Below are 26,592 nucleotides of genomic sequence, written 5' to 3'. Positions count from 1 at the left end.
GACGTTCCTTTTCCCTCCGAACAAGCCCCGACATGTTCAGACCTCTCTTCGTATTTATCGGCACGCGTTACACCCGTGCAAAGCGTCGCAATCATTTTGTGTCATTCATTTCCCTGACTTCGATGATCGGGCTCGCCCTTGGCGTGGTCGTGATGATCGTGGTGCTGTCGGTGATGAATGGCTTCGATCATGAGATGCGCACCCGCGTGCTGGGCATGGTGCCCCACGCGACCATCGAGTCCGGTGAGGCGATCAGCGATTGGCAAGGCCTGGCCGCGAAGATCAAGCAGAACCCGCAGGTGACGGCCGTGGCGCCGTTTACGCAAATGCAGGGTTTGCTGACCAATAACGGCAAGGTCTCGAAAGTCCTGCTCAATGCCATTGACCCGGCGCAAGAGCGCCAGGTGTCGATCATCGATCAATTCATGACCCAGGGAAAACTCGACGACCTGGTGCCGGGTGAGTTCGGCATCGTCATCGGCGACAAGGCTGCGGCCAAGCTCGGTGCGGCCATCGGCGACAAGCTGACCTTCGTCGCGCCCGAAGTCACGGTGACCCCGGCGGGGATGTTCCCGCGCATGAAGCGTTTTACCGTGGTCGGCATCTTCCATGTCGGCGCCGGTGAGCTCGATGGCTATCTTGGCGTCACCAACCTGCAGGATCTGGCCCGGCTGCACCGCTGGAAACCGGATCAGGTCCAGGGCCTGCGCCTGAAGTTCGACGATCTGTTCCAGGCGCCGCGCACCGCGTGGAGCATCGCCCGCGACCTCGGCGAAGACCGCTACTACGCCCGCGACTGGACCCGCACCCACGGCAACCTGTACCAGGCGATCCGCATGGAAAAAGCCATGATCGGCCTGTTGCTGCTGCTGATCGTTGCCGTCGCTGCGTTCAACATTATTTCCACGCTGGTGATGGTGGTGAATGACAAGAAGGGCGACATCGCGATCCTGCGCACGCTGGGCGCCACACCGGGCACGATCATGCGCACGTTCATGGTGCAAGGCACTGTCATTGGCGTAGTCGGTACCGCGATCGGCGCGGTGGTCGGGATCTTCGCCGCGCTGAACGTCAGCGCCGCGATCTCGGCCCTCGAAGGCCTGATCGGGCACAAGTTCCTCAACGCCGACGTGTACTTCATCGATTACCTGCCGTCGCAGGTGCAGAGCCAGGACGTCGTAATGGTCTGCTCCGCGGCGTTGGTCCTGAGTTTCCTCGCCACCCTGTATCCAGCCTGGCGTGCCGCGCGCACCCAGCCTGCGGAGGCGCTACGTTATGAGTGAGTCGGGCATGAGTGATAAAGCAATCTTGAGCTGCCGCAGCCTGGGCAAATCCTACGAGGAAGGCCCGGAATCGGTGGAAGTGTTGGCCGGCCTGCAACTGGAGTTGCACCCGGGCGAGCGTGTGGCGATTGTCGGCAAGTCGGGCTCGGGCAAAAGTACCTTGCTCAACCTGCTGGGCGGCCTCGATACACCGACCAAGGGCAGCGTCTGGCTCGACGGTGAAGAACTGTCGGCACTGAGCGAGAAGAAGCGCGGCCTGCTGCGTAATCGCGCCCTCGGCTTCGTGTACCAGTTCCACCACCTGCTGCCGGAATTCACCGCCCTGGAAAACGTCTGCATGCCGCTGTTGATCGGCAAGACCGCGATCCCCGAAGCGCGTCAGCGTGCCACGGCGTTGCTGGAGCGGGTAGGGCTGGGTCATCGCCTGGAGCACAAGCCGGCCGAACTGTCCGGTGGTGAGCGTCAGCGCGTGGCCATCGCCCGCGCCCTGGTGAACAATCCGGGCCTGGTGATGCTCGACGAGCCGACCGGCAACCTCGATTCCCACACCGCCCAGGGGATCCAGGACTTGATGCTGGAGCTCAGCACCTCGATGCGCACGGCGTTCCTGGTGGTGACCCACGACATGAACCTCGCCCGCCAGATGGACCGCGTCCTGCACTTGCAGGAAGGTTGCCTGACTCCCATCTAACGGATTGAAACCCGACGCGACCGAAAGGTGCGTCGGGTCTTTTATTTTTATACGGTGCCCCAGCGAATGTTCAGACCGTTATCGATCTTTATCGGCACGCGCTATACCCGCGCCAAGCGCCGCAATCGCTTTGTTTCCTTCATCTCGATGACCTCGATGATCGGCCTCGCCCTCGGCGTGCTGGCGATGATCGTGGTGCTGTCGGTGATGAACGGCTTTCAGCGCGAAATGAGCTCACGCATCCTCGGTATGGTGCCGCACGCCACCATCGTCGGCGTGAACCCGATTGACGACTGGAAGCCCGTGGCGGCGGCCGCGATGAAAAACCCGGAAGTGACGGCGGCGGTGCCGTTCACCGAGATGGAGGGCATGCTGTCCTACAAGGGCACGATGCAGCCGATCCAGGTCAGCGGTGTCGACCCGGCGCTGGAAGGCCAGGTGTCGATCGTCGCCAAGCACATCGTTCAGGGGAGCCTGGAAGCCCTGAAACCGGGCGAATTCGGCGTGGTGATCGGGCAGATCACGGCGCGCCGCTTCCGCTTGAACGTGGGCGACAAGATCACCTTGATCGTGCCTGAGGTCAGCAATGCGCCGGGCGGCATTACCCCGCGCATGCAGCGGCTGAATGTGGTCGGCGTGTTCAAGGTCGGTGCGGAACTGGACGGCACCATGGCGCTGATCCACATGGCCGATGCCGCGCAGATGCAGCGCTGGGAGCCGAATCAGGTGCAGAGCGTGCGCCTGGCGGTGAAGGACTTGTATGCCGCGCCGCAAGTGTCGAACGACATCGCCACGGGGCTGGGCGCCGCCTACAAGGCTGACGACTGGACCCACACCCAGGGCAGCCTGTTCAGCGCGATGAAGATGGAAAAAACCATGATCGGCCTGCTGTTGCTGATGATCGTCGCGGTGGCGGCGTTCAACATCATCGCGACCCTGATCATGGTGGTGAACGACAAGGGTGCGGACATCGCGATCCTGCGCACCATCGGCGCCACGCCACGGCAGATCATGGCGATCTTCGTGGTGCAGGGCACGGTGATCGGCATCGTCGGCACCTTGATTGGCGGTGTATTGGGCGTGATTGCCGCACTGAACGTCAGCCAGATCGTGGGCTGGATCGAGCGGGTCAGCGGGCAGCACATCTTCAGTTCCGACGTGTACTTCGTCAGTAACCTGCCGTCTGAGTTGCAAGGCGCGGATGTGGCGCTGATCTGCACGGCGGGGTTTGTCATGAGCTTCCTGGCCACGGTTTACCCGGCCTGGCGTGCGGCGAAGATCGAGCCGGCTCATGCACTTAGATATTCGTAACCAGTAACACCGCCATCGCGAGCAAGCTCGCTCCCACAGTAGATCTGAGTCAACTCGGTCAACTGTGGGAGCGAGCTTGCTCGCGATGGGGCTGTACCTGCCGGCCTCAATCCCCCCTTGGCAACTCGATCACAAACCGCGTCCACCCATTCTCCGATTCGCAACGAATCTGCCCGCCATGGGCACGGATGATCGACTGGGTGATCGCCAGTCCCAGTCCCGCATGTTCGCTAGTGCCTTCGCGACGCGCAGGATCGGCCCGGTAAAACCGGTCAAACAGGCGCGGCAATAGATCTTTGGAAATCTGTTGGCCGGTGTTTTCAACAGTCAGGCGCAACTCTTTGGGCTGATCGACGATTCGCACCCGAACCTCGCCATCGACCGGTGTGAATCGCAGTGCGTTGTCCAGCAGGTTCGACAGTGCCCTGCGCAACATGCTGCGGTCACCTTCGAGGCGGGCATTGCCGTCACGACTCAGTTTTACCTGCGCGTCTTCAGCCAGCGGCGCAAAAAACTCCAGCAGCAGATCCGTTTCCTGTCCCAGTTCCAGCGGTTCGCGCTTGGGGATTAACAGTCCATGGTCAGCCTTGGCCAGATAGAGCATGTCGTTGACCAGTTGCGCCATCCATTGCAGCTCTTCGAGGTTGCTGTGCAGGGCTTCGCGGTAGTCCTCGATGGGGCGAGGGCGGGTGAGGGTGACCTGGGTGTGGGTCAGCAGGTTCGACAATGGCGTGCGCAGTTCATGGGCAATGTCGGCGGAGAAGGCCGACAGGCGCTGAAACGAGTCGTCGAGGCGTCCGAGCATGGCGTTGAAGTTGTGGGCCATTTCCGCCAGTTCCGGCGGCATGTTTTCTTCAGGTAGTCGCGAGTTCAGCGATTGCGCGGAAACACCACTGGCCACCGCGCTGATCCGCCTTAACGGGCGCAAACCGCTGCGTGCCGCCCAGGCGCCCAGCAGTGCGGTGGCCAGGGCTGACAGGCCGACGGTCAGCCAGATCAAATGCTGCATGCGTTGCAGAAAGTGCTGGTGATGGGTGATGTCCAACAGCAGAGTCAGTTGCGGTGACTCGGGTTTGTCCGCGAAAAGCGGTGCATTGAGGACGCGGTAATCTGTGCCTTCATGGCTCACCGTCGACAATCCGGACCGGCGCGGCAGTGCCTGGGGAATGTTGGTCGAACTGTCATACCAGCGCTGGCCGTCACTGCCGGTGATTCGCAGGGACAGGTCAGCCTGCCGACTCAATTCCTCCGCCAGTTTCACTTCGCTGTCACTCGACTGTAAGTCGTGCAGGGCCCGACGCAAGCCAATCAGCTTGCCGTCCAGCAGTTGCTGGTCGAGTTCAACGAAGTGCGCCTCGCTGGCGCGGCTGAAGAGCACCCCGGCGAACAACGACACCACGGCGGTGCATGCGGCAAACAGCAGGGCCAGGCGGCTGCTCAAGGAGAGACGGCGCATCAGGCGGGACGCTCTTCAAGGACGTAGCCCATGCCGCGTACGGTATGGATCAGCTTGTTGGGGAATTCATCGTCGATCTTCAGGCGCAGGCGACGGATCGCCACCTCGATGACATTGGTGTCGCTGTCGAAATTCATGTCCCAGACCTGGGACGCAATCAGCGACTTGGGCAGGACTTCGCCCTGGCGGCGCAGGAGCATTTCCAGCAGGGCGAATTCCTTTGCGGTCAGGTCGATACGCTGGCCGCTGCGTTCGACCCGGCGCCGGATCAGGTCCAGGCGCAGATCGGCCAGTTGCAGGCTGGTCTCCTGCGGCGTGGTGCTGCCGCGACGCAACAGGCTGCGGACCCGGGCCAGCAGTTCGGAGAAGGCAAACGGCTTGACCAGATAGTCATCGGCACCCAGTTCGAGGCCGTGAACCCTGTCCTCCACGGCGTCACGGGCGGTCAGAAAAAGTACCGGCGTGTCCAGGCCGGCGCTGCGTACCGCTTGCAGAATCTGCCAGCCATCACGACCCGGCAGCATCACATCAAGAATCAGCAGGGCATATTCGCCGCTGAGGGCCAATTGCTGGCCGGTGTTGCCGTCGGCCACCAGTTCCGTGTTGAACCCGGCCTCGGTCAGGCCCTGGCGCAGATAATGGCCGGTTTTCGGTTGGTCTTCGACGATCAGCAGTTTCATGGGCGACTCATGGCAAGTGGAACGAAGGCTTTATACCGTGGGCAGCATTCGCACAGGGCAACCTGACAAAGTTGTAATCTGGTTGTCAGGTTACGGGCAGTGGCAGCAGTTTAGAGTTTTGCGCATGCTGAGCCTTAACTTGTTGGAGTATGACGATGTTTTTACGCAAATCCGTGGCGCAAATCCTGTGTTTGCTGGCGCTGAGTTCACCGGTGTGGGCAGACGCCGGGCATACCTACGATTTCGGTCAACCGGCCTCGGCGGCCAAGGCGACCCGCAGCATCGAGGTGGTGATGGGGGACATGTCCTTCGCGCCGAAGTCCCTCGATATCAAGGCCGGGGAAACCGTGCGCTTCGTGCTGGTCAATAAAGGCCAGTTGCTGCATGAGTTCAACTTGGGGGATGCGGCATTGCACGCCAGGCACCAGCAGGAAATGTTGCAGATGCAACAGAGCGGCATGCTGGCGCCAACCGGTATGAAGGCAATGGCCGGCATGGATCACAGCAAAATGGACCACGGCATGAAGCATGATGACCCCAACAGCGTGCTGGTGGAACCGGGCAAGACCGCCGAGCTGACCTGGACCTTCAGCAAGGCCACCAGCCTTGAGTTTGCCTGCAATATTCCCGGTCATTACCAGGCCGGCATGGTCGGCAAACTGACTGTCAGTCAGTAAGCACTCAAAGGCGGGAGCAAAGGCTGATAGAATCCGCTGATTCTTCAGTCAGGTTTCCGCCATGCATCCCGCAGCCGAACACTCGCCGCTGGGCAAGTCCAGCGAATACATCGCCACCTACACGCCGTCCTTGCTGTTCCCGATCCCGCGCACCGCGAAGTGGGCGGAGCTGGGCCTGACGGCGCAAACCCTGCCGTACAAAGGCGTGGACTTCTGGAACTGCTTCGAGTTGTCCTGGCTGCTGCCGTCGGGCAAGCCGGTGGTGGCGATCGGCGAATTCAGCATTCCGGCGGATTCGCCGAACATCATCGAGTCGAAGTCGTTCAAGCTCTACCTCAACTCCCTGAACCAGACGCCGTTTGCCGATACCGCGAGCCTTGAGGCGACGCTGGCCAAGGACCTGTCGGCGGCTGCCGGCAAGCCGGTGGGTGTGCGCATTCGCAGTCTCAAGGAGGTCGAGAGCGAAGGCGTCGTGGCCTTGCCGGGCGTGTGCATCGATGAACTGGATATCAGCGTCAGCAACTACGAGCATCCACGGCCGGAACTGTTGCGTTGCGATGATTCGCGCATTGTCGAGGAGAGCGTGCACAGCCATTTGCTCAAATCCAACTGCCCGGTCACCAGCCAGCCGGACTGGGGCAGCGTCGCGGTGGAGTACCGTGGCGCGGCGCTGGATCACGCGAGCCTGCTCGAGTACATCGTCAGCTTCCGCCAGCACTCGGACTTCCATGAGCAGTGTGTAGAGCGGATCTTTCTCGACCTGCAGCGGTTGCTGAAGCCAGAGAAGCTGACGGTGTATGCGCGTTATGTGCGTCGTGGCGGGCTGGATATCAACCCGTATCGCAGCACTGAAACCGTTCAACTGCCGAACCACCGTCTGGTCCGCCAGTAACGCTTTAATGTGGGAGCGGGCTTGCTCGCGAAGGCGGCTTCACATTCAACGATGATGTTGACTGACCCACCGCTTTCGCGAGCAAGCCCGCTCCCACAGGGGACTTGCATTGCCAAGTGCAGAAAAGAAAAAGCCCTGCTATCACTAGCAGGGCTTTTTTGCGTCTGGCGGGGTTCAGATTCCCATATTGGCCAAGGCCTGCCCGATGTTGCGCAGGGTGCCGGCAAGGGTAGGGTGTTCGAGTTCAAAGCGCTCGACAGCCAGGTTTACGCCATCGGCGAGGCTGGAATCCTGGGTTTTGGTTTCGAGTTCAAGCTTCAACTCGATCTGTTGCATCAGTTCGTTCAACTCTGCGCGTTCGGCTTCAGACAATGGAGGATTCTGTTCCAATTGCTCGCGCAGGGCATTGAGCTGTTCTTGCAGTTCGCGGGCAGGCATGGCGTTCTTCCTTCTTTTATCGATAGGCACTGGCATAGACCATGGCGGCAGGCCAAAGGTCGATGTCTGACCTTTAGATTAATCCACTCGCGCCCAACGTGCATGATCTCGATCAGGGCTTTTCGCCCTTGAGCCGACGCAAGCTGATATCGGCCAGGCAGGTATCGAGTTCACCGAGGTGATCGATCACCGAATGCACGCCCAGACCAAACAGTTGCATCGTCGCCTTGGCGCGTTTGATGTCGCGCTCCTGCGGGGGCAGCGCTTGCCATTGCTCGGGCGCCAGCCCGCACAGCGAGCCGCAGGACGCCAGACCGATGGTCCACAACCCGGCATTGAGCCCCGCCTGCAGCAAACGGGGTTCACCGCTCACCAGTACGCAGCCGTCGAGTCGCTCGACGTTCAGGGTCATCAAGGCGTGCCAGCAGGCATTCGGAGCGGGCCATGGGTTGTTTGTAGCTGAATGTTGCGAGGGTTTGATCCATTCCGGCAGCGCCGCGGCCAGGGATTGGCTGAGGGCAGGGGGCAATTCATCGAGCCAGGCGCAGGGGATTTGCTGGCGCTGCAAGCTGCGCAGGCTATCCAGTGCGCCGGGCGTGGCCTCGGCGTGTTCGGCCGAGTGGCTGCCGTGCCGGTGCGTGTGCGCGCCGAAATCCACCAGGCAGCCACTGAGGCCGAACAGTACGGCGGTCAGGCTGGGTGCGGTTTGGGGTAAGGCTTCGGCGAGCGGCATGTGGACGTCCCTGAAATAGCCTGAAGGCTAGTGGACGACGGTGACAGTTGAATGACATGGATGTGAAACGCTCACATTTGGCACGATTCCTTCCGTGTGGATCTCGTACAAAGTGCGTTAAACGGCGTTTACGTCTTATACTTGCCAACTTATTGCTTGGGCCAAGTGCCCGAGCCAGTACAAACCAAGGAGTTTTTTTTCTATGCGCTGGAGCAATCATCTAGCCAGGATTTGTGTATGCGCCAGCGTGATGCTGGTTCCGTTCGCTGCCCAGGCAGCCACGGAAGAGGATCCTTGGGAAAGCGTCAACCGCCCGATTTTCAAGTTCAACGACGTGATCGACACCTACGCGCTCAAACCCCTGGCCCAGGGCTACGAGTACGTGACGCCACAGTTTGTCGAAGACGGCGTTCACAACTTCTTCCGTAATATCGGCGATGTGCGCAACCTGGCCAACGATATCCTGCAGGCCAAACCTCATGCCGCAGGCGTTGATACCGCGCGAATCATTTTCAACACCACCTTCGGCTTGCTGGGCGTCATTGATGTCGGCACGAAAATGGGCCTGCAGCGCAATGACGAAGACTTCGGTCAGACGCTGGGCTACTGGGGTGTCGGCAGCGGCCCTTACGTGATGCTGCCGCTGCTGGGGCCAAGCACCTTGCGTGATGCGCCGTCCAAGTACGTCGACAGCTACACCGGCGCTTATCGTTACATAAACGACGTTCCGGTGCGTAACTCGTTCTACGCCCTGGACATCATCGATACCCGTGCCAACCTGCTGTCGAGCGAGAAGCTGATCACCGGCGACAAGTACACCTTCATCCGTAATGCGTACTTGCAGAACCGTGAATTCAAGGTGAAGGACGGTCAGGTCGAAGACGATTTTTGATCTCGACCGGTAAACTGAAAAAGGCGGCCATCAAGGCCGCCTTTTTTGTCTGCGAAGAGCCGCATGCGGATGAAATCGCGGTTTTCACTGTAGTCCCGGCCGGTTTGACTCGTGGGTTCGAACCTTCCATTGGGTTACGGATTTGCCTGTTCTTATAACTCTCGGTGATTTGACAAATAAAGACGTCAGGCGACCATCGGCGTGAGCTTGAAACGCCCCGCGGATGGGAGTACCGTCTGCGCCTTAGAAGGGCACCTCTGGTGAACACGTGTGTAGGGCAAATGCCCGAAAGCGGTGCTACAGAGAGGCTAGAAAGCGAATCCAGTAGTCAGTGCCGGGCCAAAATCCCCGCCTGCTACGCCAACCTAATTCTGGCGCCGTTTGCCCACATGCCAAAAACCAGTGCCACGCTGCTGATAATCGATGATGACGAAGTAGTGCGCGCGAGCCTCGCCGCCTATTTGGAAGACAGTGGTTTCAGCGTCTTGCAGGCCAGCAATGGTCAGCAGGGTCTTCAGGTATTCGAGCAAGACAAGCCCGACTTGGTCATCTGCGATCTGCGCATGCCGCAGATGGGCGGTCTCGAACTCATTCGCCAGGTCACCGAACTGTCGCCGCAAACCCCGGTGATCGTGGTGTCGGGTGCCGGCGTGATGAATGACGCGGTCGAAGCCCTGCGCCTGGGCGCGGCGGACTACCTGATCAAGCCTCTCGAAGATCTGGCTGTGCTCGAGCACTCTGTGCGCCGGGCCCTGGATCGTGCGCGCCTGCTGCTGGAGAACCAGCGCTACCGCGAGAAGCTGGAGAAGGCCAATCGCGAGCTCGAAGCCAGCCTGAACCTGCTCCAGGAGGACCAGAACGCCGGTCGCCAGGTGCAGATGAACATGCTGCCGGTCAGCCCCTGGACCATCGACGAGTTCAAGTTTGCTCACCAGATCATCCCGTCGCTGTACCTGTCGGGTGATTTCGTCGACTACTTCCGGGTCGACGAGCGACGGGTCGCCTTTTACCTGGCGGACGTTTCCGGTCACGGCGCCTCCTCAGCCTTCGTCACCGTGCTGTTGAAGTTCATGACCACGCGCTTGCTGTTCGAGTCCAAGCGCAGCGGCACCCTGCCGGAATTCAAGCCTTCAGAGGTTCTTGGTCATATCAACCGGGGCCTGATCAGTTGTAAGCTGGGTAAACACGTCACAATGGTCGGTGGAGTCATCGACGAGGAGACCGGTTTGTTGACCTATAGCATCGGCGGTCATTTGCCGTTGCCAGTGTTGTACACGCCAGACAGTGTTCGTTATCTGCAAGGGCGTGGTCTGCCGGTGGGCCTCTTCAACGAAGCCACCTACGAAGACCACGTGCTGGAACTGCCACCGACGTTCAGCCTGACGCTGATGTCTGATGGCATTCTGGATCTTTTGCCAGAACCCACACTCAAAGAGAAAGAAGCGGCGTTGCCCCAACGGGTCAAGGCTGCGGGCGGCACCCTGGATGGGCTGCGGCAGGTTTTTGGATTGGCCACGCTAGGGGAGATGCCGGATGATATCGCCCTGTTGGTGTTGAGCAGGAATCTTTGATGAGTACCGGTAGAATCCAGTTCGCCGAGCAGGATGGCACCTTCGTCCTGAAGTTCGTCGGTGAAGTTCGCCTGACCCTGTGTTCGGCGTTGGATGCGACTATTGAGCGGATCTTCAGCGCGTTGAATTTCAATTCGATCGTGATCGATCTGACCGAAACCCGCAGCATCGACAGCACCACACTTGGCCTGCTGGCCAAGCTGTCGATCCTGTCGCGGCAGAAGGTTGGCCTGCTGCCGACCGTCGTCACCACCCACGAAGACATCACGCGGCTGCTGCAGTCCATGGGCTTCGAGCAGGTGTTCAACATCGTTGACAAGCCGGTGCCGTGCCCGGAATGCCTGGACGACCTGCCAGACCAGGATCAGTCCGAAGAAGTGGTGCGGATCAAGGTGCTCGAAGCGCACAAGATCCTCATGGGCCTGAACGACACCAATCGTGAAGCCTTCCATGACCTGGTGAATGCGCTCGAACGCCATTGATCCCCTGAACTGATGTGGGTCAGCCAGACCCCCATCGCGAGCAAGCTCGCTCCCACAGGTCCTCGTTTAGCACACGACCTCAGTCATCCCGCGAACTCCTGTGGGAGCGAGCTTGCTCGCGATGGCGTCCTGCCAGTCACCAAGCACATACAAAAAAGGGCGAACCCTCACAGGTTCGCCCTTTTTGCATTACACCCGCTCAGATCACAGCTTGGCCTGCAACAACGCCTCGAGCTTCTCCTGATCCCGCGCGAACTGACGAATGCCTTCGGCGAGTTTCTCGGTCGCCATCGCATCTTCGTTGGACAGCCAGCGGAACTGCGATTCGTTTAGGCTCAGGCGCGCTTCACCGGCATGGCCAGGCGCCAGTTTGCGCTCCAGCTTGCCGGTATCCGCGGCCAGCTTGTCGATGAGGTCCGGGCTGATGGTCAGGCGGTCACAGCCGGCCAGTTGCTCGATCTGGCCCAGGTTGCGGAAGCTCGCCCCCATGACCACGGTCTTGTAGTCATTGGCCTTGTAGTAGTTGTAGATGCGCGTCACCGACTGCACGCCCGGATCATCCGCGCCGGTGTAGTCGTTGCCGTTGGCTTTCTTGTACCAGTCGTAGATACGGCCCACGAACGGCGAAATCAGGAACACCCCGGCGTCGGCACAGGCGGCCGCCTGGGCAAAGGAGAACAACAGGGTCAGGTTGGTCTGGATGCCTTCCTTTTCCAGGATCTCGGCAGCGCGGATGCCTTCCCAGGTGGACGCGATCTTGATCAGCACGCGGTCGCGGCCAATACCGGCCTTGTCGTACAGCTCGATCAGGCGATGCGCACGCTTGAGCATGGCATCAGTGTCGAACGACAGGCGCGCATCCACTTCGGTGGAAATGCGGCCCGGAATCACTTTCAGGATTTCTTGCCCCACGGCCACGCCAAAACGGTCGCTGGCCAGGCCCACATCGCCCTTGCAGTCATTGACGCAGGCGTTCAGCAGCTCGGCATACGCAGGAATGGCCGCGGCCTTGAGCAGCAGGGAAGGGTTGGTGGTGGCGTCCACGGGTTTAACGCGAGCGATTGCTTCGAAGTCGCCGGTGTCGGCAACCACGGTTGTCATTTGTTTGAGTTGTTCCAGCTTGGAAGTCATGGGCGTGCTCTGTCCTATGGGTCTGATGACATTACCCGAGCGCTGACAGCCACTCAAGGGCGTGTACGTGTATCAATGCCCCCTGTGGCAACAACCTGAAAACAGGTGTTTGAAAGGTGGGGGGCGGTATCGATAAATAGGATGCCAGGCGGGCTCACAGGTTCAACTCATCTGACGGTTATCGCCTTGCAATCACATCACCTAGCACCTGAATCTTCTGATAACGCTCACTGTGTCCTGGGTGTAATACCGCTAAATTTTTGAATTCTATATAGTTTGGTTGCGCCCTCAGTGATTGTTATAAAAAGTCCACTAAGTTGTCGCAAAGGTAATCTTGTTGTTGGTGGGGTGTTATCTAATAAGGTGTGATCGTTAGAATACGTCGAATATATAAAGCGAATAAAGTGTAGTGTGATAATAGCAAGTGTTTGCATGGTGGAAATGACTTCACAAAGTGAAGAGGTATATGTTTTTGGATGCGTTTGATGATCTGATGCTCGGCTACGCATTAAAAAAGTTGACCAACGTGTTTGAAGAGATCGTGGAAGTTTCGAAAAGCCCCTCTTCGGACAAGGCAACAGGCGTACAGGATATCAGGCAGACTAAAACAGCAAAAAAACTATCTGTCTGGCTGGGACGTTTGAGGATTAACACTCCTTATCAAGTGACGCATGTTCTGATCGATCAGATGCACGCCTCTCGAAAACTCAACCGCGACCTGCGCTTCGCGGCACAGGCGGCCTTGCTGGACGCGCTGGTAGAGGACGGACTGGCAATGCACATCGCGAGTTATTCGGTGCTTGTCGTAGAGAACCGTCTGAAGTGCTTTTCGGATCGATGAGCGCTGTATCTACTGAACACGCGCCCAGTGTCCATTACACTGGAAAATTGCATCAGGCGTGAGGAAGTAGATTGGAGTCAAAACTGTACATCGCACAATACGCCGGAATCACAGTCATGCTTCCAGCGGCCATGGTCGTCGCGGGTTGGTTATGGTGCACGGCATCCAGAAAACTCGCCCTCTTATGGCTAGGCGTACTGTTCGTAGCCTATCTCGTCGTAGGTTTCAGTAAAGTGCTTTTCAAGGGCTGGGGAATCGGCCTGGAAAGCCTGGATATCGCGGTCATCAGTGGCCACGCAATGAACGCCTGCCTGGTGTCGACCGTTGTACTGAGTTTGCTGTTGCGCCAACTGGATCATCGTCTTCGATGGCTGGCGCTGGGAGCGGGGCTGCTATCGACCTGGTGGTTCAGCATCCAGTATGTCGGTCAGACGATTCATCCTCTGCCGGAAGCGATTGCCGGGGCGGTTGTGGGATCAGCCGCGGCGTGCGTCTTTCTTTTCAGGCTGGAGAGAAGGGAAATCCGCAAAATTCCTTTGCCGGCCCTGGCGCTGGGGCTAGCGGGGATTCTACTGAGTACGAGCATTCCCAAGTACACCGCCGAGGGGGTCTTGAACTCGCTGGCAGTGACTCTGTCGGGGGCAGAAAAGGCTTTTATGCAGCCTCATTGGCGTACTTCTGGCGGGCCGTCACGGTTATAGCGATTGGCTTGATGTCGAGTCCCGGCAAGAGGGTGGAGCTAGGACTCACTACTGCTTTTCTCATCAATCCGGGCCAGCAGCTCTGCAGTTTTCAACTGCATCAGTGCAACATCGCCACGACTCTCAACGTTCAGCACGATTTCTGGCTCGGTCTGCGAGAGGTGGATCTTGAAGCGCCATTCAGTGAACGTCAGGCTTAGGCCGTCGCTCTCGTCTAAGTCCAGCGCTTTACTGGCGTACAACGAACGAAGATGCGTCAGTACGGCAGTCGGATTACTGACTGCACATCGAATGTCCCCGGAGGAGGGGAAAAGCCCGATGCGTTCCACCAGCAATCTGGGTTGAGGGGAGGTAGAGGAGGGTGCTTTTTCGTACGTCCGCAACCAGGCCATCAATCCACTGTTGCCCTCGGTGAACTCCTGCCCCAAAACCATATTGCCCGGTGCAAAAGGGTCCAGCGATTTATAGACAGAGTCGATCGGTGATCTGGAAGCGTTCATAGTGGTCTGCCTTGCAAAAGGTTTATGGCCGCTCAGAAACGCGGCACCCAAGAGCTGAAAATTACCGGTTACAGGCCTTTCTTATACAAATTCTCATAACAGAAATTGGTCGCGTCGATATAACCTTCCGCTCCGCCGCAGTCAAAGCGGTGACCTTCGAACTTGTATGCCAGGACACAACCGCTTTGTGCCTGCTTCATCAACGCGTCAGTGATCTGGATCTCACCGCCCTTGCCGGGTTCGGTATCAGCAATCAAGTCAAAGATATCGGCCGTCAGAATGTAACGACCAATAATGGCCAGATTGGACGGGGCATCTTCCGGTTTAGGCTTTTCAACCATGCTGTTAACCCGGTAAATACCTTCGCGAATCTGCTCGCCGGCGATGATGCCGTACTTGTGCGTCTGGTCGTTGGGTACTTCCTGAATGGCCACGATCGAGCAACGGAACTGCTTATAGAGCGCGATCATCTGCGACAGCACACCATCGCCTTCCAGGTTCAAGCACAGGTCGTCCGCCAGCACCACCGCAAACGGCTCATCACCAATCAACGGACGGCCAGAGAGAATGGCGTGCCCCAGCCCCTTCATCTCCACCTGACGGGTGTAAGAGAAGGTGCAGGTATCCATCAACTCGCGGGTACCGTTGAGATAGTTCTCCTTGTCGGTACCACGAATCTGATGCTCCAGCTCGTAGCTGATATCGAAATGGTCTTCCAGCGCCCGCTTGCCGCGCCCGGTGACGATCGCCATGTGCTGCAGGCCGGCATCCCGTGCTTCCTCAACGCCGTACTGGATCAGCGGCTTGTTGACGATCGGCAGCATTTCCTTCGGCATCGACTTGGTGGCGGGCAGAAAGCGCGTGCCATAGCCGGCAGCAGGGAATAGACATTTACGGATCATAGAAGCGTCCTTTTTTCCAATGTATAAGAGAAGCCGTCATTTTCTGCGGAGAGCACTAAGATGCCCCCGCCAATAGGTAGAGCTTCCAAATTCTCACTATGCTCACGGACGAAGCCGTGGTCTTAAGTGTCCGGGAGCTCAGCGGACTGTTTGATTGGGTGCTTACAACGCCACACAATCAAGCCGATCAGCACACCGACAGCATTCGCCAGGGCGTCGTAAGGTGATGCTGTGCGCAGCGGCATCAGTCCTTGTGCATACTCGATCAGGATACCCGTCACCAGACAGCCCAAGGCGATCCAGCGCACGTTGACCCGCAGGAAGGCCAGCCGGCAACTAAACGACAAAGCGAAAAAGCCTATCAAGTGATGCAGCTTGTCTTCCTGGACAAAGGCTTCGGGAATGGGTTGCGCTCGCAACCCGGCTGCCAGTAAGACCGCGCCAACGCTGATGAAAATCAGAGTTCGTATCCATTGGGGAAGTTGTGTGACACCCAGGAACAACGAACTCATTCGGTGATTTTCTCAAAGTTCTTATAGAACGCATCTTTGTCGCGGCCATTGGTCATTGTGTACAGCGAATATTGGCGGTTCAGACGCGCGCCACCATCGCGGGTCAGCGGAGCCCAGACCAGGTTGGCGCGACGCATCGTGGAAACGCTCATCAACTCGTCGAAGGGGACCGAGATATAGATACCTTTGTCGAAGCTACCCTCGCCGAACTCTTCTTTCGAGGCCGTGGTTCGGGTGACCCAGCCACCGAACTTCACGCCGTTAGTGAACTCATGCGACAGATCGATCGTGGCACCCCAATCGCGCGCCAGGTAGCGTCCAACACTGACCGCAGCCTGCAAGTCGAACGGCAGTTCGGTATAGGTGGTGATGTGACCGGTCGTGGTGTTGTAATCGCGCAGACCAAAACCCTGGTCAAAGTCACGCTGGCGTACAAAGTTCAAATCAGCACCCACGGCCCAACGCTCGCCCATGGGGCGGTACAGCAATTCACCACCGACCCCGGCGAACATTGATTCCAGATAACCGCCATACACCATGCCATACAAGTCTTGATCCAGTTGCTTGGCATGGTTGAGTTGAAATGTCGGCATTGTTACATCAGAGGTGATGACGTACTTGCGCAAATCGGTCCGCACTCGGGGCAGATTGCTCGGCGCGTCGTACGTGAACTTATCAAAGTTGTTCAGGAGATTGGTGCTTATGACCCCGCTCGTCCACGTGTTGCGGGTAAAGCGGTATTCTGCGTCCAAATCAGCGGTCAACTGGTACAGCAAACCGTCGGGACCACCAATGTTTTGCTTGTAACCCAAGCCGATACCATAGGTAAAACGCTCAAGGGGCTGGGTGTACAGCGTGTTTTCAATGTGTGGCGTGGCCCGGTTCAATTCGGTGGTGCGGTGCAGGTCAGTAAGGTCCTGTTGGTTATTCACCACTTCCCGGAAGGTTTCGCGGGGCACACTGGTTTCTTCAACGGGCATGTCGTAACGCTTGTTCACCAGCGTGAACCAGTCGATTTCGTCATTCGCGCTGTTGTCCAGAATCCGGCTGGCCCGGCCCACACCTTTGGCTGAGTAGAAATAGCGCGACTGCTCGCCATACACAATCAGCTCGGAATCGCGCTGAGCAATACGCTCGACCTTATAACCGGCGTTGTTTTCCAATCGTTTGGAAACCCCCGCCCAGTCGACCTGGTCGAGCGGCGCAGTTGGCGCATGTGCCGGCAGCGCCTCGACAGCGGGGTCGTAGCGCTTGGCCGGCGCCTTGCGGCTGGCGAAATTGGTATGAAAAGTGATGCCGAACAACGCGGTGTTGCCGCGCTCCCAACCGGCGGTCAGATCGACAGAGTCACTTAGCTTGAAGACCGCCCCGATGTTGATGGGCGAGTCCTGCTTCAGGCTATTATCCAGCGGCTCGTGCTTGTAGTCGTTACCGTCGAACTCGAGTTTCAAGCTCAAGGGCGCCCAGGGCGTCTGATAGGACACACCGCCAAACAACGCGGGCGAGCCGCGAAAATACGAGCCGGTATTGACGTTGCCCGCGTCCGCGCCGGTGTTTACCGGGCGTGTATCAAAGCGCTCGTCGATGTACCCCAGCGGGTTCTCGAGGTCCGCACGGTTACCGATGTAACCCCAGGCAACGCCGAGGCTGAAATCCAGGTCGTAGTAACGTTTGTTCGCCACAAAGTATTCGCTGGAAAACAGGCCGGTGCCCCCGACATCCCGAAAACCGAGCGCGACCTCGGGCAACCAGTGGCTTTCTTTCCAGAGGCGGGCTTTGACATCGACCGCCTTGTCTTTATAGCTCTGGTCGCCACTGAATGATTCGGCCCCGTATTTACGGTCGCTGATAGCGGTATAACGAAAACTACCTTCTAGCCAATCGAGGGGCTGTATTGAAATGCTATAGCGCGAGTAAGGGTCTGTCCGGTTGGCGTTCAGGCTGAATTCGCCGGCGGGTGCCATCCGTGCGGTAGGGGTTTGCAACAAACCCACACCACCGAAATCATTCTGGGTAAAACGCGGCTCTCCATGAGCCAAGCTGTAGGGCAACAACACTACGGCGGCAAAACGTAACTTCAAGGGGCCACCTCGGGCAGCGGTTGGGTGGCGAGAAACTGAGCAAGCTGCTCGTTCAAGTCGGGTGTGGGCAAATCCAGATCATCGTTGCGCACGGGCACCAGAATTGTGCTGCCGGCGGCGGCAATCACCCCATCTTCGCGGTTCCAGGCGGCGTTGCCGACTCGCTTGACCAGGCCATCGGGCTGAATCAACCACAGGTAATCGGCATCTGCGTCGGTCACCGGCAGACAGCTTTTGAGATATTCCTGGGCTGGCAGCAGGGCGCGATAGGGCAGCGTGCAGGGCTGTTCAACTGCACCCAGGACAGTGACCGTCGTCGGGCGTAGAGGGTAAATCAGCTGGTCACCGTCACTGAGCGAGTAATTAGGGGCGAACCCAACCTCCAGCGCCACGGGGTCGAGCACCGCGACTTTGCGGCCGGTAACGGGCAGTCGGCTGACCTCTTCAAACAGACGCGCAGCCAGGGCCGCAAGGCTGTTTTTTTCTTCAAGCAAGGCCCCACGTTGAAGCAACTTCAGATCGAACAGCACGCCGGCCTTAAGGCGGGTTTGCTGCTCCAACAGTGGCTGGTGCAGCCAGGCGGCGGCCAACCAGTAACTTTCGGCGTTCGGGCGTCCCAGGCTGACGGCATCGAGTAAGCGCGTGCCTGGCACGAACGTGAAGGATCCGGCGTTTTGTACATCACCCGTGACCGTGACAGCGGCCTGAGTCATCGCAGAACTTGCCAGCAACAGGCAAGCCGATAGCGTTTTCGAATATCTCACCGAGCCGTCTCCCGGTCAGGGCGCAATTGCACAATCTTCAAGAAAAGTTCCGGCGTGAGATGTTGTTCGCTCTGCAGGATCAAGCCATCGTCAGGCCTGACCCAAAAACGGTTGGTGGCCTTGAATCCCAGCTCGGGGATGTCGACGCGTTCATCTATGCGCTGCAACGCATAGTCCTTGTCCAGGATGGTGACGGTTTCGATGCCCTGTCGACTGAAACGACTGTTAACAGCCAGTCCGACCCGCGGACCCTGATAGACATCAATCCAGCGGGTACTGCTGTAACCGTCGGGCAATTGCTGCAAGCCACGCTTGAACGGCGACTCACCGTCGAAGCGCGTGCCATCGAGATTGATGCTCAGGCCGACAGTGCGCACGACCAGACCATCGCGCATCAACAGCACTTGCTTGCCGGAGGCGACCCAGAACTCCAGGTCGTCCTGCTGGCGAAGCTTCGCCAGCACACCTTCGCTGACGTCCGTGGTGACCTTGATCTGCGCATAGGGCACGGCCTCCACTTGCGCTGCAGTCACTTGCAGCGGCTGGACGCCCAGTGTGGCGGCTTTAAAGGTATCCAGGGACGCCTGCATCAACGGATTGCAGCCACACAGCAGTAAACCCACCGCCAGGCATGAGCTGTTACGCAAAGTTTTCAAAGCGGCTCAAACCTTATCGACTGCTGGCTTCACTGAGATTGTTTTGAGCGGCCGCTCCGGTACCCAGGATAGTAGCCGAGGGCAGCAACTGACTGATCAAGCGGTTCCAGCGGGTCACGCCTGCAGGGCCGACGTAGACGATGTCCTGGGGTTGCAGATCGAAGCGGCTGGCGAGAGCAAACGCGGTAGGCGATTCGGCGTCCAGCTGAAAGACCTTTGCCGGCTCGGTTTCAAGGTTCTCGGCACCTCGAATGACATACAGTGCATTGCCGTTGGATGTGGTCTGGTTCAGTCCACCGACCGTTCCGACCGCATCCGCCAGATTCATCCGATTGATTTTGAACGTGAGCGCCCGAGGCTGGTTGACCTCACCCATGACGTAGATCTTTTTCCGGTCGTTGTAGGGCAGGTACAACTGATCGCCGTCTTTCAAATAGACGTTATGCAACTCCGAGCCTTTGCTGTTCAGCGAGTCCAGGTCGAGCGGATACTCACGTCCGTCCCGGGTCAGTGTCAGGCCGGCAAGGTCGGCATTCAATGGATCGACAGTAGCAGTACCCATGGCTTCGACGACACTGAGCGGCGAAGTGGTAATGGGTTGTTGACCGGCTTTCAAAATAGCACCGGAAATAACGACTTTTTGACTGGCAAACCGCAAAACACTCAAGTCAACCTGGGGGCTGTCGACGAATTGAGTCAGGCGCTCAGCAATAAAACCGCGTAGCTCCTCGATGGTTTTACCTGCGGCATGAATGTTGCCGATATAGGGGTAAAACAGAGTGCCGTCCGGGCGTACCAGGCGACCGTTCGCATCAATTTGCTGTTGCGCGCCCGATGGCGCAGTCAACTCAGGATGGTCCCACACAGTGATGTACAACACATCATTGGCGCCAATCCGGTAAGCACCCGGCTTGTACGCCAACAACTCGGCGGGCATCGAGGCTTGCACTTTTGTCGCCGCGTTCTGGGCAATCAGTTTGGGCGTTATCGGAATCAACTCGATCCGACTGCTTTCCGGTGAGCCTTCACGGCCGACCTGGCTGGTATCCAGGTGTTGACCGGGTGAGAACATACAGCCTTGCAGGGCAATACCTGCAAGCACAGCGAGCGACAAACTACGAATCATGATTGAGGACACTTGTGGAGGGAACACATCAAAACGGAACCACCCGGATTGCTCCGGGTGGTAGAAGGCTATCGACCTCGCGGTGCGCTTAGCGTGTACCGGTGGTGCCAGTGGTGCCGGTAGTGCCAGTAGTGCCGCCGTCATTGTTGCTTCCGCCACCACTGGATGACAGCGCAGCGGCGCCGGCAATAACCGCGGCGCCGATGCCGAGAGCAGTCCCTGTGGTCAGGCTGCCCACGAGAGGGGTGTTCAGACTCAAAGGAGCGTTTGCTGCGGGTTTTGCAGGTGTGCCTGGAGCAGAAGACGCTGCGGGAGGCTCAGCGGCCAAAACGGAGGCACTTAAAGAAAGCATTAGGGCGGAAACAAGTAGTTTGGTCATGGTAGATTCCTTTTTGATGCATCGTCGGTATTGGCGGTGAAACTAAGAAGCGAGCGTGCAAGGCCAAAAACGCTGAGCGTCCATTAACGTTAAGGATAGTATTGATTCGAACTCGATGAGAGTGGACCTCTGGGTCGTTCCTCAGTGAGGTTTATCTTGCGATTATTGCCTTAAGAATACCTGCGTAGGACGCCTGACAGGTCTGACGTTTTATAACGCGCACCCACTGTTTCTAACATTACCCGTCCGCGCCACGAGTACGGCGATGATATTCAAGACCGCTTAAGCTTTTCTTTTATAAGCAACCAGGCGAACTTGCTGTTGGTGGTCAAGTAGCGCTTCCACATCCTGCCGGGTTCCTGGATAACACGGTACAGCCATTCCAGCCCGTAATTCTGCATCCATTGCGGCGCACGTTTTACCTTCCCCGCGACCACATCGAACGTTCCGCCCACCCCCATCACAAAGGTGACCCCCAACTGATCGCGCCAGCGGTTGATAAAGTTTTCTTTCATCGGCGAAGTGATGGCGACGAACAGCAGCTGAGCACCTGAAGCCCGAACCTTCTCGACCAGTGCGGCTTCGTCGTCCCAGAAATAGCCATGGTGATACCCGGCGACTTTCAGCCCAGGGTAAAGCGCTTTCACCTTGCTGGCGGCGGTGGAAACGACCTCGTCCTTGGCGCCCAACAAAAACACCGAAAACTGGTTGGCGGCGCTCATCTCCAGCAATTCATGAAACAGGTCGACACCCGCGACGCGTTCGGGCACTGAGTGGCCGAGAAAGCGGGCACCCAACACCACACCCATACCGTCGATATTAATGATGTCACAAGAACGGACGGATTCGCTCAACTGAGGGTCGTCGCGCATGTTTACTAGCTTGGCGACATTCACTACCACGTGCTGGGTGAAGTGGCCGGCAGTAATCGCGTTGCGAATTGTCTCGACCGTGTTGTCCATGGAAGCGACATCCATGGGGCAGTCCAAAACTTCAATTCTTTGCATGGTTAATCTCAGCGGGGTTTGGGGTGTAAAGGCGAGCGAGTAATACGCCTAGGCCAGCGGGGAAGTAAAAAGCGGTCCTGCCAATTGAATAGATTTTTTACCAGCAATTGTGCGATCGCTGTTGAAGGTCGCTAGCTGGGTAAATAACTACGCAGTTAGATCGCGCGTCTGCTGCCAATGCGCGCGCGCTCGTACCGGTACAGGAGTAGTTTCGCAATGAACTAACGATGAGTAAGTTGATACGTATCCAGCCAGAAAAGAAAAAATTTGCAGGTTAATCGCTTGTTGGTGAAATGAATTCAATGTCATCGACAACCCTGCAATAGAGTCAGTGATTTATCTATTAATCCATTTGTGTCCGAGTTCCAGTGATAGTGCCGGGGTTGCCGGTTACGATGGCAAGGCTGGGAATGCTGCCTCGAACAACCGCACCCGCACCAATGATTGCACCTTTCGAAATGTAAGAGCCTGGCAATATAATTGCGCCAGAAGCAATCCATACATCGTCTTCGATGGTGACCTTTTTATAGGAGTAGCCCTGTTCAGCAATATTTTTACTTAAAGAGCGAAATTTGTGGTTTTGCGAGTATATGACGACTTTAGGGCCAATTAAAACATTGTCGCCTATATCAATTTCGCCGCCTGCATGAATTGTACAGCCTCTATTGATCGAAACATTATGGCCAATTTTCAGTTTTTCTGGGTGATTTATATGGGTTCCGTCCCAGATGGTAGAAAATTTTCCAGCCTTATACCCCCATGTTAAATTTCGAATGTGACACCCAAATTTACCGGGTGCGTATTTAGTAAGTAGAATAAACCATTGCTTAGCTTCGAAGCTGAATTGTGCTAGTAGCTTTTTCATGTTCTTGCCTGATTAGAAATATAAAGTAAAGGAGTGATCTGATTAGTAAGAGTCCGAGGACGGTTGTGGCAATTGTATATGTGCTTGCTGGAAACTGCGACAGTAGTATTAAAAGTGGTATTGAGAGAATAATGAAGTAAAGGTTCGCAATAAATATGGTCTTGCTCAACCCTGTCGCCCCCATTGCAGATGAGATCACAGCATAAGCAATTCGGGTCATTGAAATCCCTAAGAATATAGCTATTAAAGCATGGTCTTGGTTTTCTGTTGGGCTGACTAGCGAGATGACGTATGCTGATACTCCAGAGTAAGCTATTAGCGACAGTGGTGTCAGTATTAGTACTTGTCTGATCTGTCTCTTTAGATCGCTGATGTTAAATTTTGTTTTAAATGAAATTAGTTGTGTAAGTCCTATGAAGGATGAAATAATTAAAAATGGATAGGTGTAAATTGTGGCTGTGTAAAAATAATTTCCAAGCTCCTCTTTGCCAATCAGCTTGCCTACAGCAAATTTATCAAAACTGTTGATTGCCACTATTATAGCGGTAGAGCCCAAAAAGCTGGCAGTAAAAGGTATGGTGTTTATTTGCAGTGCAGAAGAGTCAATTCTACCTCGTATTGAAAAGGCTGCTGATGAAAGCCCTAATAGGCACGCTAGTAGAAGTGTTGTTTCAATCGTTTCGTAATCCACATTTCCTTTGAAGTAAAGGATTGCCACGATGATTACCAGGAATATTATTTTCCAACTGTGCAGTGTAATTTGGCTGTTCGTGAAGTTTGAGCACAAACGATGGAGTGATGATGCGAATAAAGCTACGGATAGAGAGAAGCAAATTATGAATATTTTCCAGGGGGAACTATTGCAATCAAAAAAGTGAGTGTAAAAAAAAGAAGATGCCGCCGATGTGGATGCTGCTATAAGTAGAGCAGTCACCACTGTGTTGGAGGGTAGAAGTAAGGTGTTTTGCGCCGAGATGATTGCAAGTCTGAGCGTAGATTGTTCATAAGAAAGCAGTCCTATTGCTGATGTGATCATTGTGAGCGTTATAAGTCCTGAATAACGTCCATAATCTTCAGGTGAAAGATGATGTTTAAGTAATAGTATTGATAGGAAGATTGATCCTGCACCCAGTGCCATTATGGCTAAGGGGATTATTTTTTTGATTTGCATGGGTATTGGTTCTGTTAATTTCAAAAATGATTGCGATGAATATCAGTATTCGCGGGAAGCTATATGCTAGGTTGTATGTGTTTTCTTGAAGGAAAGACAAAATAAGCTGAGCTGCCAGCATGCCTATTAGAACGCTATGCTTTCGATCGTTTTTCTTTAGTAGGGACATAAGTATTGAGGCGTTTAATGCTATGAGTAGTGCAAGTCCTGCTGCACCAGTATGATAATAGATAACGCCAATTGTGCTTTCTGCTCCGGTTTTTAGTTTTTCTGTAAATTCAGAATCAGCATAGTTTCCTCCGCTACCTAAATCATTCCCTGCAATAGATGGGTGGAATACGAATACTTGGGAAAGCCCCATAAAGTGAATGAATGAACTATCGCCGGTTCCCCGTGAGGCAGAAACTATCGTGCTGAGCGAAATTACCGAAATTAGTAGTATGTTGGTAATAAGTCTAAGTTTTACTGACTTCTTCCAAAGAAATTTGTTTATTTCAGTTATGAATATGGTGATGATCGGTATGACCCAGGCGCCTTTTGAAAATGTGATAAATAGTAAGAAGCACGATGCGCCAAGTAGTACGGCTTTGTTTCTGCGTACGAAATAAATAATATAAACAATTATGAAGGCAAGAGTATAACCTGCGAGGATGGAGTCGATAATTAACCCGGGATTTCTAATTACAGGGATTCCTGCTATTTTCGTTGCGGCTCCAGCCGTGAAATATTTAAACTCGCCATCGATTTCTTGCATGATGCTATCGGTGTCTTGTCTATTGTCTGCTAGAGAGGACGTTAACGAAATTAGGGTGTCGTAGCCTGATACTACATGCGCCAATGCACCGATTAGCGAGCCAATCAAGATCAAAGCAATATAGGTTTCTATTTTGCTAGAAATCTTTTCTCTGTTTTTGCTGAAAGAAATGTTGCCCATACTAATGATCGTGATGATCATTGGGATGTACATGTTGATTAAATATTTTATGGCTACCATCTTGTTTGCGGCAAAAAACGTACCTTTCATTAGTAATAGAAAGATTCCTGCAATGCATAGTATTTGAAATTTTGCAGGCTTAGATAAATATTTGGTAAGAATGATCGCTAAAAAGATTGATCCTGCTATGGTCTTGACATGTGCTGGCTCAAGATTACTTACGCCTGTGTTTGCGCTGATCGCACTCCAGGTCCATTGAAAAGTCAGATAAAAGCAAATTACGAGTAAGCACTCAAATGGCTTTTTCTTGAATTTTAAGTATAGGGCTGAAGCAATAATAGATAGAAGGGCCATCTCGTTAATAAAAAATAGCAGAGATGTGCTGATGATGCTCAAAGATGTTCCTTTGCTAACCTTCATTAAGAGCATTCCTGATTTGCAAAGTGGAGTTTTTGTAGGGTGGAAAGCTCAGGTCGTGCATTGTGGTGTGCTTAGCTCTATTTTGTCTTTTATGGGTTGTAAGGATGCTGCCTTTGTTGTGTGCAAAGGCAGCGTCAATAAAAATTAATTCATGCTGCGAATTAGCTGTTCCAGATACCTCGAGTGTCAATAAGTTTGCGATTTTCTAGTTGCTCTAGACTGATTTCTTTAAAAATTTTATGGTCTACGAGCAGGACAATAACGTCTGCTTCAGGTAGCGCATGATCAATGCTGCTCAATGTTAGCTGGTTAGTTAATTTCGCAGGGAGTTCTTCAATGTGCGGCTCGACTGCCAACACTCGCCCAGGGTGGAAAGCAGCGATTTTCTGGGTGATTGAAACTGCCGGACTCTCGCGCAAGTCGTCAATATCGGGTTTGAAGGCTAGGCCAAAACATGCAATTGTAATTTCGTAGGCGGTTTTTAATGGGTTTTTCTGGAGTAACTCTGCGACAGCAATCTTAACTTTATCTAGTACCCATTCTGGTTTACTGTCATTCACTTCCCGAGCAGTCCGAATTAAGCGAGCTTCATCTGGGGTTTTGCTAACGATGAACCACGGATCAACTGCAATGCAGTGTCCGCCAACCCCGGGGCCAGGCTGCAGGATATTGACCCTTGGGTGGCGGTTGGCAAGGCGGATCAGTTCCCAGACGTTGATATCCAGTCTGTCGCAAATCATCGAGAGTTCGTTGGCGAAGGCGATGTTCACGTCGCGAAAACTGTTTTCGGTGAGTTTGCACATTTCCGCAGTGCGGGCGTTGGTGACGATGCATTCGCCTTGGACGAAGATCTTGTAAAGGCTGATGGCCAACGCGGAGCATTTAGGTGTCATGCCCCCAATGACCCGATCGTTCTGCACCAATTCGTGCAGCACATGGCCGGGCAGTACCCGTTCCGGGCAGTGAGCAATGCGGATGTCGGAGCTTTCACCGTGGGTTTGCGGAAAGCTCAGGTCTGGACGAGCTTCGGCGAGCCAGGCGGCCATCTGTTCGGTAGCGCCCACCGGGGAGGTCGATTCAAGAATGACCAGATCGCCTTTCTTCAACACCGGGGCAATGCTTTTACTGGCCGATTCGATGTAGCCCAAGTCCGGTTCATGGTCGCCCTTGAACGGTGTGGGCACGGCAATCAGAAAAGCATCGGCGGGTTCCGGCCGGGTGGAGGCGCGTAGGTAGCCTTCAGTCACGGCGGCATGCACCACCATATCCAGGTCTGGCTCAACGATATGAATCTGACCGCGGTTGATGATATCGACCGCATTTTGATTAACGTCGACGCCAATCACTTGTTTTTTGCGTGAAGCGAAGACAGCCGCAGTGGGCAAGCCGATATACCCGAGACCAACGACGGAGATGGTTTTGAAAGGCATGGAACGTCCTTGAATAGTGATGTGTAGATACGTTTTTCAAGCGAGATAACAGCCGCGCAACGCAAC

General features: G+C 55.5%; 28 protein-coding genes. 10 read left to right on the top strand and 18 right to left on the bottom strand.

Going from position 1 to position 26,592, the window contains the following annotated elements; translation table 11 throughout:
• The first annotated feature begins 32 nt into the window (after positions 1-32).
• The 3 genes from J4D25_RS05810 (at position 33) to J4D25_RS05800 (ending at position 3,285) form a co-directional block, all read left to right on the top strand.
• Positions 33-1,283 (top strand): lipoprotein-releasing ABC transporter permease subunit, encoded by a 1,251-nt coding sequence (locus tag J4D25_RS05810; RefSeq protein ID WP_057715643.1) that lies wholly within the window; start codon positions 33-35, stop codon positions 1,281-1,283.
• A 7-nt stretch (positions 1,284-1,290) separates the two neighbouring features.
• Positions 1,291-1,974, top strand: a complete 684-nt coding sequence (gene lolD / locus J4D25_RS05805; RefSeq protein WP_173677889.1) for a lipoprotein-releasing ABC transporter ATP-binding protein LolD — start codon at positions 1,291-1,293, stop codon at positions 1,972-1,974.
• Positions 1,975-2,040: 66 nt separating this feature from the next.
• The gene (locus J4D25_RS05800) at positions 2,041-3,285 is read left to right on the top strand and encodes a lipoprotein-releasing ABC transporter permease subunit (RefSeq protein ID WP_057715642.1); all 1,245 of its coding nucleotides are present in this window, start codon (positions 2,041-2,043) and stop codon (positions 3,283-3,285) included.
• Positions 3,286-3,391: 106 nt separating this feature from the next.
• Here J4D25_RS05800 and J4D25_RS05795 read toward each other — a convergent pair whose 3' ends face one another.
• A complete protein-coding gene (locus J4D25_RS05795; RefSeq protein WP_057715641.1) occupies positions 3,392-4,741 on the bottom strand; it encodes a heavy metal sensor histidine kinase in 1,350 nt (449 codons plus the stop codon).
• On the bottom strand, positions 4,741-5,421 hold the full coding sequence (locus tag J4D25_RS05790; protein ID WP_057715640.1) for a heavy metal response regulator transcription factor: 681 nt from the start codon (positions 5,419-5,421) through the stop codon (positions 4,741-4,743). Before J4D25_RS05790 ends, J4D25_RS05795 begins: the two co-directional genes overlap by 1 nt.
• 155 nt (positions 5,422-5,576) lie before the next feature.
• On the opposite strand from J4D25_RS05790, the gene J4D25_RS05785 reads away from it, so the two are divergent.
• The gene (locus J4D25_RS05785; protein WP_057715639.1) at positions 5,577-6,098 is read left to right on the top strand and encodes a plastocyanin/azurin family copper-binding protein; all 522 of its coding nucleotides are present in this window, start codon (positions 5,577-5,579) and stop codon (positions 6,096-6,098) included.
• 61 nt (positions 6,099-6,159) lie between these two features.
• The gene (gene queF, locus J4D25_RS05780) at positions 6,160-6,990 is read left to right on the top strand and encodes an NADPH-dependent 7-cyano-7-deazaguanine reductase QueF (RefSeq protein ID WP_057715638.1); all 831 of its coding nucleotides are present in this window, start codon (positions 6,160-6,162) and stop codon (positions 6,988-6,990) included.
• A 174-nt stretch (positions 6,991-7,164) separates the two neighbouring features.
• Here queF and J4D25_RS05775 read toward each other — a convergent pair whose 3' ends face one another.
• Positions 7,165-7,428 (bottom strand): DUF4404 family protein, encoded by a 264-nt coding sequence (locus J4D25_RS05775; RefSeq protein ID WP_057715637.1) that lies wholly within the window; start codon positions 7,426-7,428, stop codon positions 7,165-7,167.
• A 112-nt stretch (positions 7,429-7,540) separates the two neighbouring features.
• Positions 7,541-8,161, bottom strand: coding sequence for a phosphatase (locus tag J4D25_RS05770; protein WP_057715636.1), 621 nt, complete (start codon positions 8,159-8,161; stop codon positions 7,541-7,543).
• 202 nt (positions 8,162-8,363) lie between these two features.
• On the opposite strand from J4D25_RS05770, the gene J4D25_RS05765 reads away from it, so the two are divergent.
• The 3 genes from J4D25_RS05765 (at position 8,364) to rssC (ending at position 11,106) form a co-directional block, all read left to right on the top strand.
• Positions 8,364-9,053 (top strand): VacJ family lipoprotein, encoded by a 690-nt coding sequence (locus J4D25_RS05765; protein ID WP_057715635.1) that lies wholly within the window; start codon positions 8,364-8,366, stop codon positions 9,051-9,053.
• Positions 9,054-9,442: 389 nt separating this feature from the next.
• Positions 9,443-10,624 (top strand): two-component system response regulator RssB, encoded by a 1,182-nt coding sequence (rssB, locus tag J4D25_RS05760; protein ID WP_057715634.1) that lies wholly within the window; start codon positions 9,443-9,445, stop codon positions 10,622-10,624.
• Positions 10,624-11,106 carry an anti-sigma factor antagonist RssC gene (rssC, locus tag J4D25_RS05755; protein WP_057715633.1) on the top strand — a complete coding sequence of 161 codons (483 nt, stop codon included), beginning with the start codon at positions 10,624-10,626 and terminating at the stop codon, positions 11,104-11,106. Before rssB ends, rssC begins: the two co-directional genes overlap by 1 nt.
• Before the next feature lie 204 nt (positions 11,107-11,310).
• Here rssC and tal read toward each other — a convergent pair whose 3' ends face one another.
• The gene (gene tal / locus J4D25_RS05750) at positions 11,311-12,237 is read right to left on the bottom strand and encodes a transaldolase (protein WP_057715632.1); all 927 of its coding nucleotides are present in this window, start codon (positions 12,235-12,237) and stop codon (positions 11,311-11,313) included.
• A 472-nt stretch (positions 12,238-12,709) separates the two neighbouring features.
• On the opposite strand from tal, the gene J4D25_RS05745 reads away from it, so the two are divergent.
• Positions 12,710-13,078 carry a hypothetical protein gene (locus tag J4D25_RS05745; RefSeq protein ID WP_057716643.1) on the top strand — a complete coding sequence of 123 codons (369 nt, stop codon included), beginning with the start codon at positions 12,710-12,712 and terminating at the stop codon, positions 13,076-13,078.
• A 71-nt stretch (positions 13,079-13,149) separates the two neighbouring features.
• Positions 13,150-13,779 (top strand): hypothetical protein, encoded by a 630-nt coding sequence (locus J4D25_RS05740; RefSeq protein WP_373423030.1) that lies wholly within the window; start codon positions 13,150-13,152, stop codon positions 13,777-13,779.
• 38 nt (positions 13,780-13,817) lie between these two features.
• Here J4D25_RS05740 and J4D25_RS05735 read toward each other — a convergent pair whose 3' ends face one another.
• The 13 genes from J4D25_RS05735 to wecC form a co-directional block, all read right to left on the bottom strand.
• A complete protein-coding gene (locus J4D25_RS05735) occupies positions 13,818-14,279 on the bottom strand; it encodes a mannose-1-phosphate guanylyltransferase (protein WP_109790591.1) in 462 nt (153 codons plus the stop codon).
• Positions 14,280-14,347: 68 nt separating this feature from the next.
• Entirely contained in the window at positions 14,348-15,181 is an 834-nt protein-coding gene (gene galU / locus J4D25_RS05730; RefSeq protein ID WP_057715631.1) for a UTP--glucose-1-phosphate uridylyltransferase GalU, read from the bottom strand.
• 122 nt (positions 15,182-15,303) lie between these two features.
• Positions 15,304-15,693 (bottom strand): VanZ family protein, encoded by a 390-nt coding sequence (locus tag J4D25_RS05725; RefSeq protein WP_057715630.1) that lies wholly within the window; start codon positions 15,691-15,693, stop codon positions 15,304-15,306.
• On the bottom strand, positions 15,690-17,774 hold the full coding sequence (locus J4D25_RS05720; protein ID WP_057715629.1) for a YjbH domain-containing protein: 2,085 nt from the start codon (positions 17,772-17,774) through the stop codon (positions 15,690-15,692). The genes J4D25_RS05725 and J4D25_RS05720 overlap by 4 nt, the downstream gene beginning before the upstream one ends.
• On the bottom strand, positions 17,771-18,538 hold the full coding sequence (locus tag J4D25_RS05715) for a capsule biosynthesis GfcC family protein (protein WP_079246783.1): 768 nt from the start codon (positions 18,536-18,538) through the stop codon (positions 17,771-17,773). The genes J4D25_RS05720 and J4D25_RS05715 overlap by 4 nt, the downstream gene beginning before the upstream one ends.
• Positions 18,535-19,194 carry a YjbF family lipoprotein gene (locus J4D25_RS05710; protein ID WP_057715627.1) on the bottom strand — a complete coding sequence of 220 codons (660 nt, stop codon included), beginning with the start codon at positions 19,192-19,194 and terminating at the stop codon, positions 18,535-18,537. The genes J4D25_RS05715 and J4D25_RS05710 overlap by 4 nt, the downstream gene beginning before the upstream one ends.
• 13 nt (positions 19,195-19,207) lie before the next feature.
• Positions 19,208-20,320, bottom strand: coding sequence for a polysaccharide biosynthesis/export family protein (locus J4D25_RS05705; protein WP_079246782.1), 1,113 nt, complete (start codon positions 20,318-20,320; stop codon positions 19,208-19,210).
• 88 nt (positions 20,321-20,408) lie between these two features.
• A complete protein-coding gene (locus J4D25_RS05700; protein ID WP_079246781.1) occupies positions 20,409-20,699 on the bottom strand; it encodes a hypothetical protein in 291 nt (96 codons plus the stop codon).
• A gap of 272 nt (positions 20,700-20,971) precedes the next feature.
• Positions 20,972-21,676, bottom strand: a complete 705-nt coding sequence (locus tag J4D25_RS05695; RefSeq protein WP_277814394.1) for a WecB/TagA/CpsF family glycosyltransferase — start codon at positions 21,674-21,676, stop codon at positions 20,972-20,974.
• A gap of 373 nt (positions 21,677-22,049) precedes the next feature.
• The gene (locus tag J4D25_RS05690) at positions 22,050-22,571 is read right to left on the bottom strand and encodes an acyltransferase (RefSeq protein ID WP_079246780.1); all 522 of its coding nucleotides are present in this window, start codon (positions 22,569-22,571) and stop codon (positions 22,050-22,052) included.
• The gene (locus J4D25_RS05685; protein ID WP_131726880.1) at positions 22,534-23,742 is read right to left on the bottom strand and encodes a hypothetical protein; all 1,209 of its coding nucleotides are present in this window, start codon (positions 23,740-23,742) and stop codon (positions 22,534-22,536) included. The genes J4D25_RS05690 and J4D25_RS05685 overlap by 38 nt, the downstream gene beginning before the upstream one ends.
• Complete coding sequence (locus J4D25_RS05680) at positions 23,663-25,096, bottom strand: hypothetical protein (protein WP_057715625.1); 1,434 nt, start codon at positions 25,094-25,096, stop codon at positions 23,663-23,665. The genes J4D25_RS05685 and J4D25_RS05680 overlap by 80 nt, the downstream gene beginning before the upstream one ends.
• A gap of 161 nt (positions 25,097-25,257) precedes the next feature.
• The gene (wecC, locus tag J4D25_RS05675; RefSeq protein WP_057715624.1) at positions 25,258-26,526 is read right to left on the bottom strand and encodes a UDP-N-acetyl-D-mannosamine dehydrogenase; all 1,269 of its coding nucleotides are present in this window, start codon (positions 26,524-26,526) and stop codon (positions 25,258-25,260) included.
• Between the last annotated feature and the right edge of the window lie 66 nt (positions 26,527-26,592).

Source organism: Pseudomonas sp. GW456-L13, from assembly GCF_017350115.1.
Taxonomy (GTDB): domain Bacteria; phylum Pseudomonadota; class Gammaproteobacteria; order Pseudomonadales; family Pseudomonadaceae; genus Aquipseudomonas; species Aquipseudomonas jessenii.
The sequence above is the reverse complement of the archived record's forward strand: the minus strand, read 5'-3'. Positions and strand labels throughout refer to the sequence as shown.

What these genes read in the sequence shown, in the direction of transcription:
- J4D25_RS05810 (WP_057715643.1), top strand. Translation starts at nt 33, where the DNA reads ATGTTCAGACCTCTCTTCGTATTTATCGGCACGCGTTACACCCGTGCA.
- lolD (WP_173677889.1), top strand. Translation starts at nt 1,291, where the DNA reads ATGAGTGATAAAGCAATCTTGAGCTGCCGCAGCCTGGGCAAATCCTAC.
- J4D25_RS05800 (WP_057715642.1), top strand. Translation starts at nt 2,041, where the DNA reads ATGTTCAGACCGTTATCGATCTTTATCGGCACGCGCTATACCCGCGCC.
- J4D25_RS05795 (WP_057715641.1), bottom strand. Translation starts at nt 4,741, where the DNA reads ATGCGCCGTCTCTCCTTGAGCAGCCGCCTGGCCCTGCTGTTTGCCGCA.
- J4D25_RS05790 (WP_057715640.1), bottom strand. Translation starts at nt 5,421, where the DNA reads ATGAAACTGCTGATCGTCGAAGACCAACCGAAAACCGGCCATTATCTG.
- J4D25_RS05785 (WP_057715639.1), top strand. Translation starts at nt 5,577, where the DNA reads ATGTTTTTACGCAAATCCGTGGCGCAAATCCTGTGTTTGCTGGCGCTG.
- queF (WP_057715638.1), top strand. Translation starts at nt 6,160, where the DNA reads ATGCATCCCGCAGCCGAACACTCGCCGCTGGGCAAGTCCAGCGAATAC.
- J4D25_RS05775 (WP_057715637.1), bottom strand. Translation starts at nt 7,428, where the DNA reads ATGCCTGCCCGCGAACTGCAAGAACAGCTCAATGCCCTGCGCGAGCAA.
- J4D25_RS05770 (WP_057715636.1), bottom strand. Translation starts at nt 8,161, where the DNA reads ATGCCGCTCGCCGAAGCCTTACCCCAAACCGCACCCAGCCTGACCGCC.
- J4D25_RS05765 (WP_057715635.1), top strand. Translation starts at nt 8,364, where the DNA reads ATGCGCTGGAGCAATCATCTAGCCAGGATTTGTGTATGCGCCAGCGTG.
- rssB (WP_057715634.1), top strand. Translation starts at nt 9,443, where the DNA reads ATGCCAAAAACCAGTGCCACGCTGCTGATAATCGATGATGACGAAGTA.
- rssC (WP_057715633.1), top strand. Translation starts at nt 10,624, where the DNA reads ATGAGTACCGGTAGAATCCAGTTCGCCGAGCAGGATGGCACCTTCGTC.
- tal (WP_057715632.1), bottom strand. Translation starts at nt 12,237, where the DNA reads ATGACTTCCAAGCTGGAACAACTCAAACAAATGACAACCGTGGTTGCC.
- J4D25_RS05735 (WP_109790591.1), bottom strand. Translation starts at nt 14,279, where the DNA reads ATGAACGCTTCCAGATCACCGATCGACTCTGTCTATAAATCGCTGGAC.
- galU (WP_057715631.1), bottom strand. Translation starts at nt 15,181, where the DNA reads ATGATCCGTAAATGTCTATTCCCTGCTGCCGGCTATGGCACGCGCTTT.
- J4D25_RS05725 (WP_057715630.1), bottom strand. Translation starts at nt 15,693, where the DNA reads ATGAGTTCGTTGTTCCTGGGTGTCACACAACTTCCCCAATGGATACGA.
- J4D25_RS05705 (WP_079246782.1), bottom strand. Translation starts at nt 20,320, where the DNA reads ATGATTCGTAGTTTGTCGCTCGCTGTGCTTGCAGGTATTGCCCTGCAA.
- J4D25_RS05700 (WP_079246781.1), bottom strand. Translation starts at nt 20,699, where the DNA reads ATGACCAAACTACTTGTTTCCGCCCTAATGCTTTCTTTAAGTGCCTCC.
- J4D25_RS05695 (WP_277814394.1), bottom strand. Translation starts at nt 21,676, where the DNA reads ATGGATGTCGCTTCCATGGACAACACGGTCGAGACAATTCGCAACGCG.
- J4D25_RS05690 (WP_079246780.1), bottom strand. Translation starts at nt 22,571, where the DNA reads ATGAAAAAGCTACTAGCACAATTCAGCTTCGAAGCTAAGCAATGGTTT.
- J4D25_RS05685 (WP_131726880.1), bottom strand. Translation starts at nt 23,742, where the DNA reads ATGCAAATCAAAAAAATAATCCCCTTAGCCATAATGGCACTGGGTGCA.
- J4D25_RS05680 (WP_057715625.1), bottom strand. Translation starts at nt 25,096, where the DNA reads ATGAAGGTTAGCAAAGGAACATCTTTGAGCATCATCAGCACATCTCTG.
- wecC (WP_057715624.1), bottom strand. Translation starts at nt 26,526, where the DNA reads ATGCCTTTCAAAACCATCTCCGTCGTTGGTCTCGGGTATATCGGCTTG.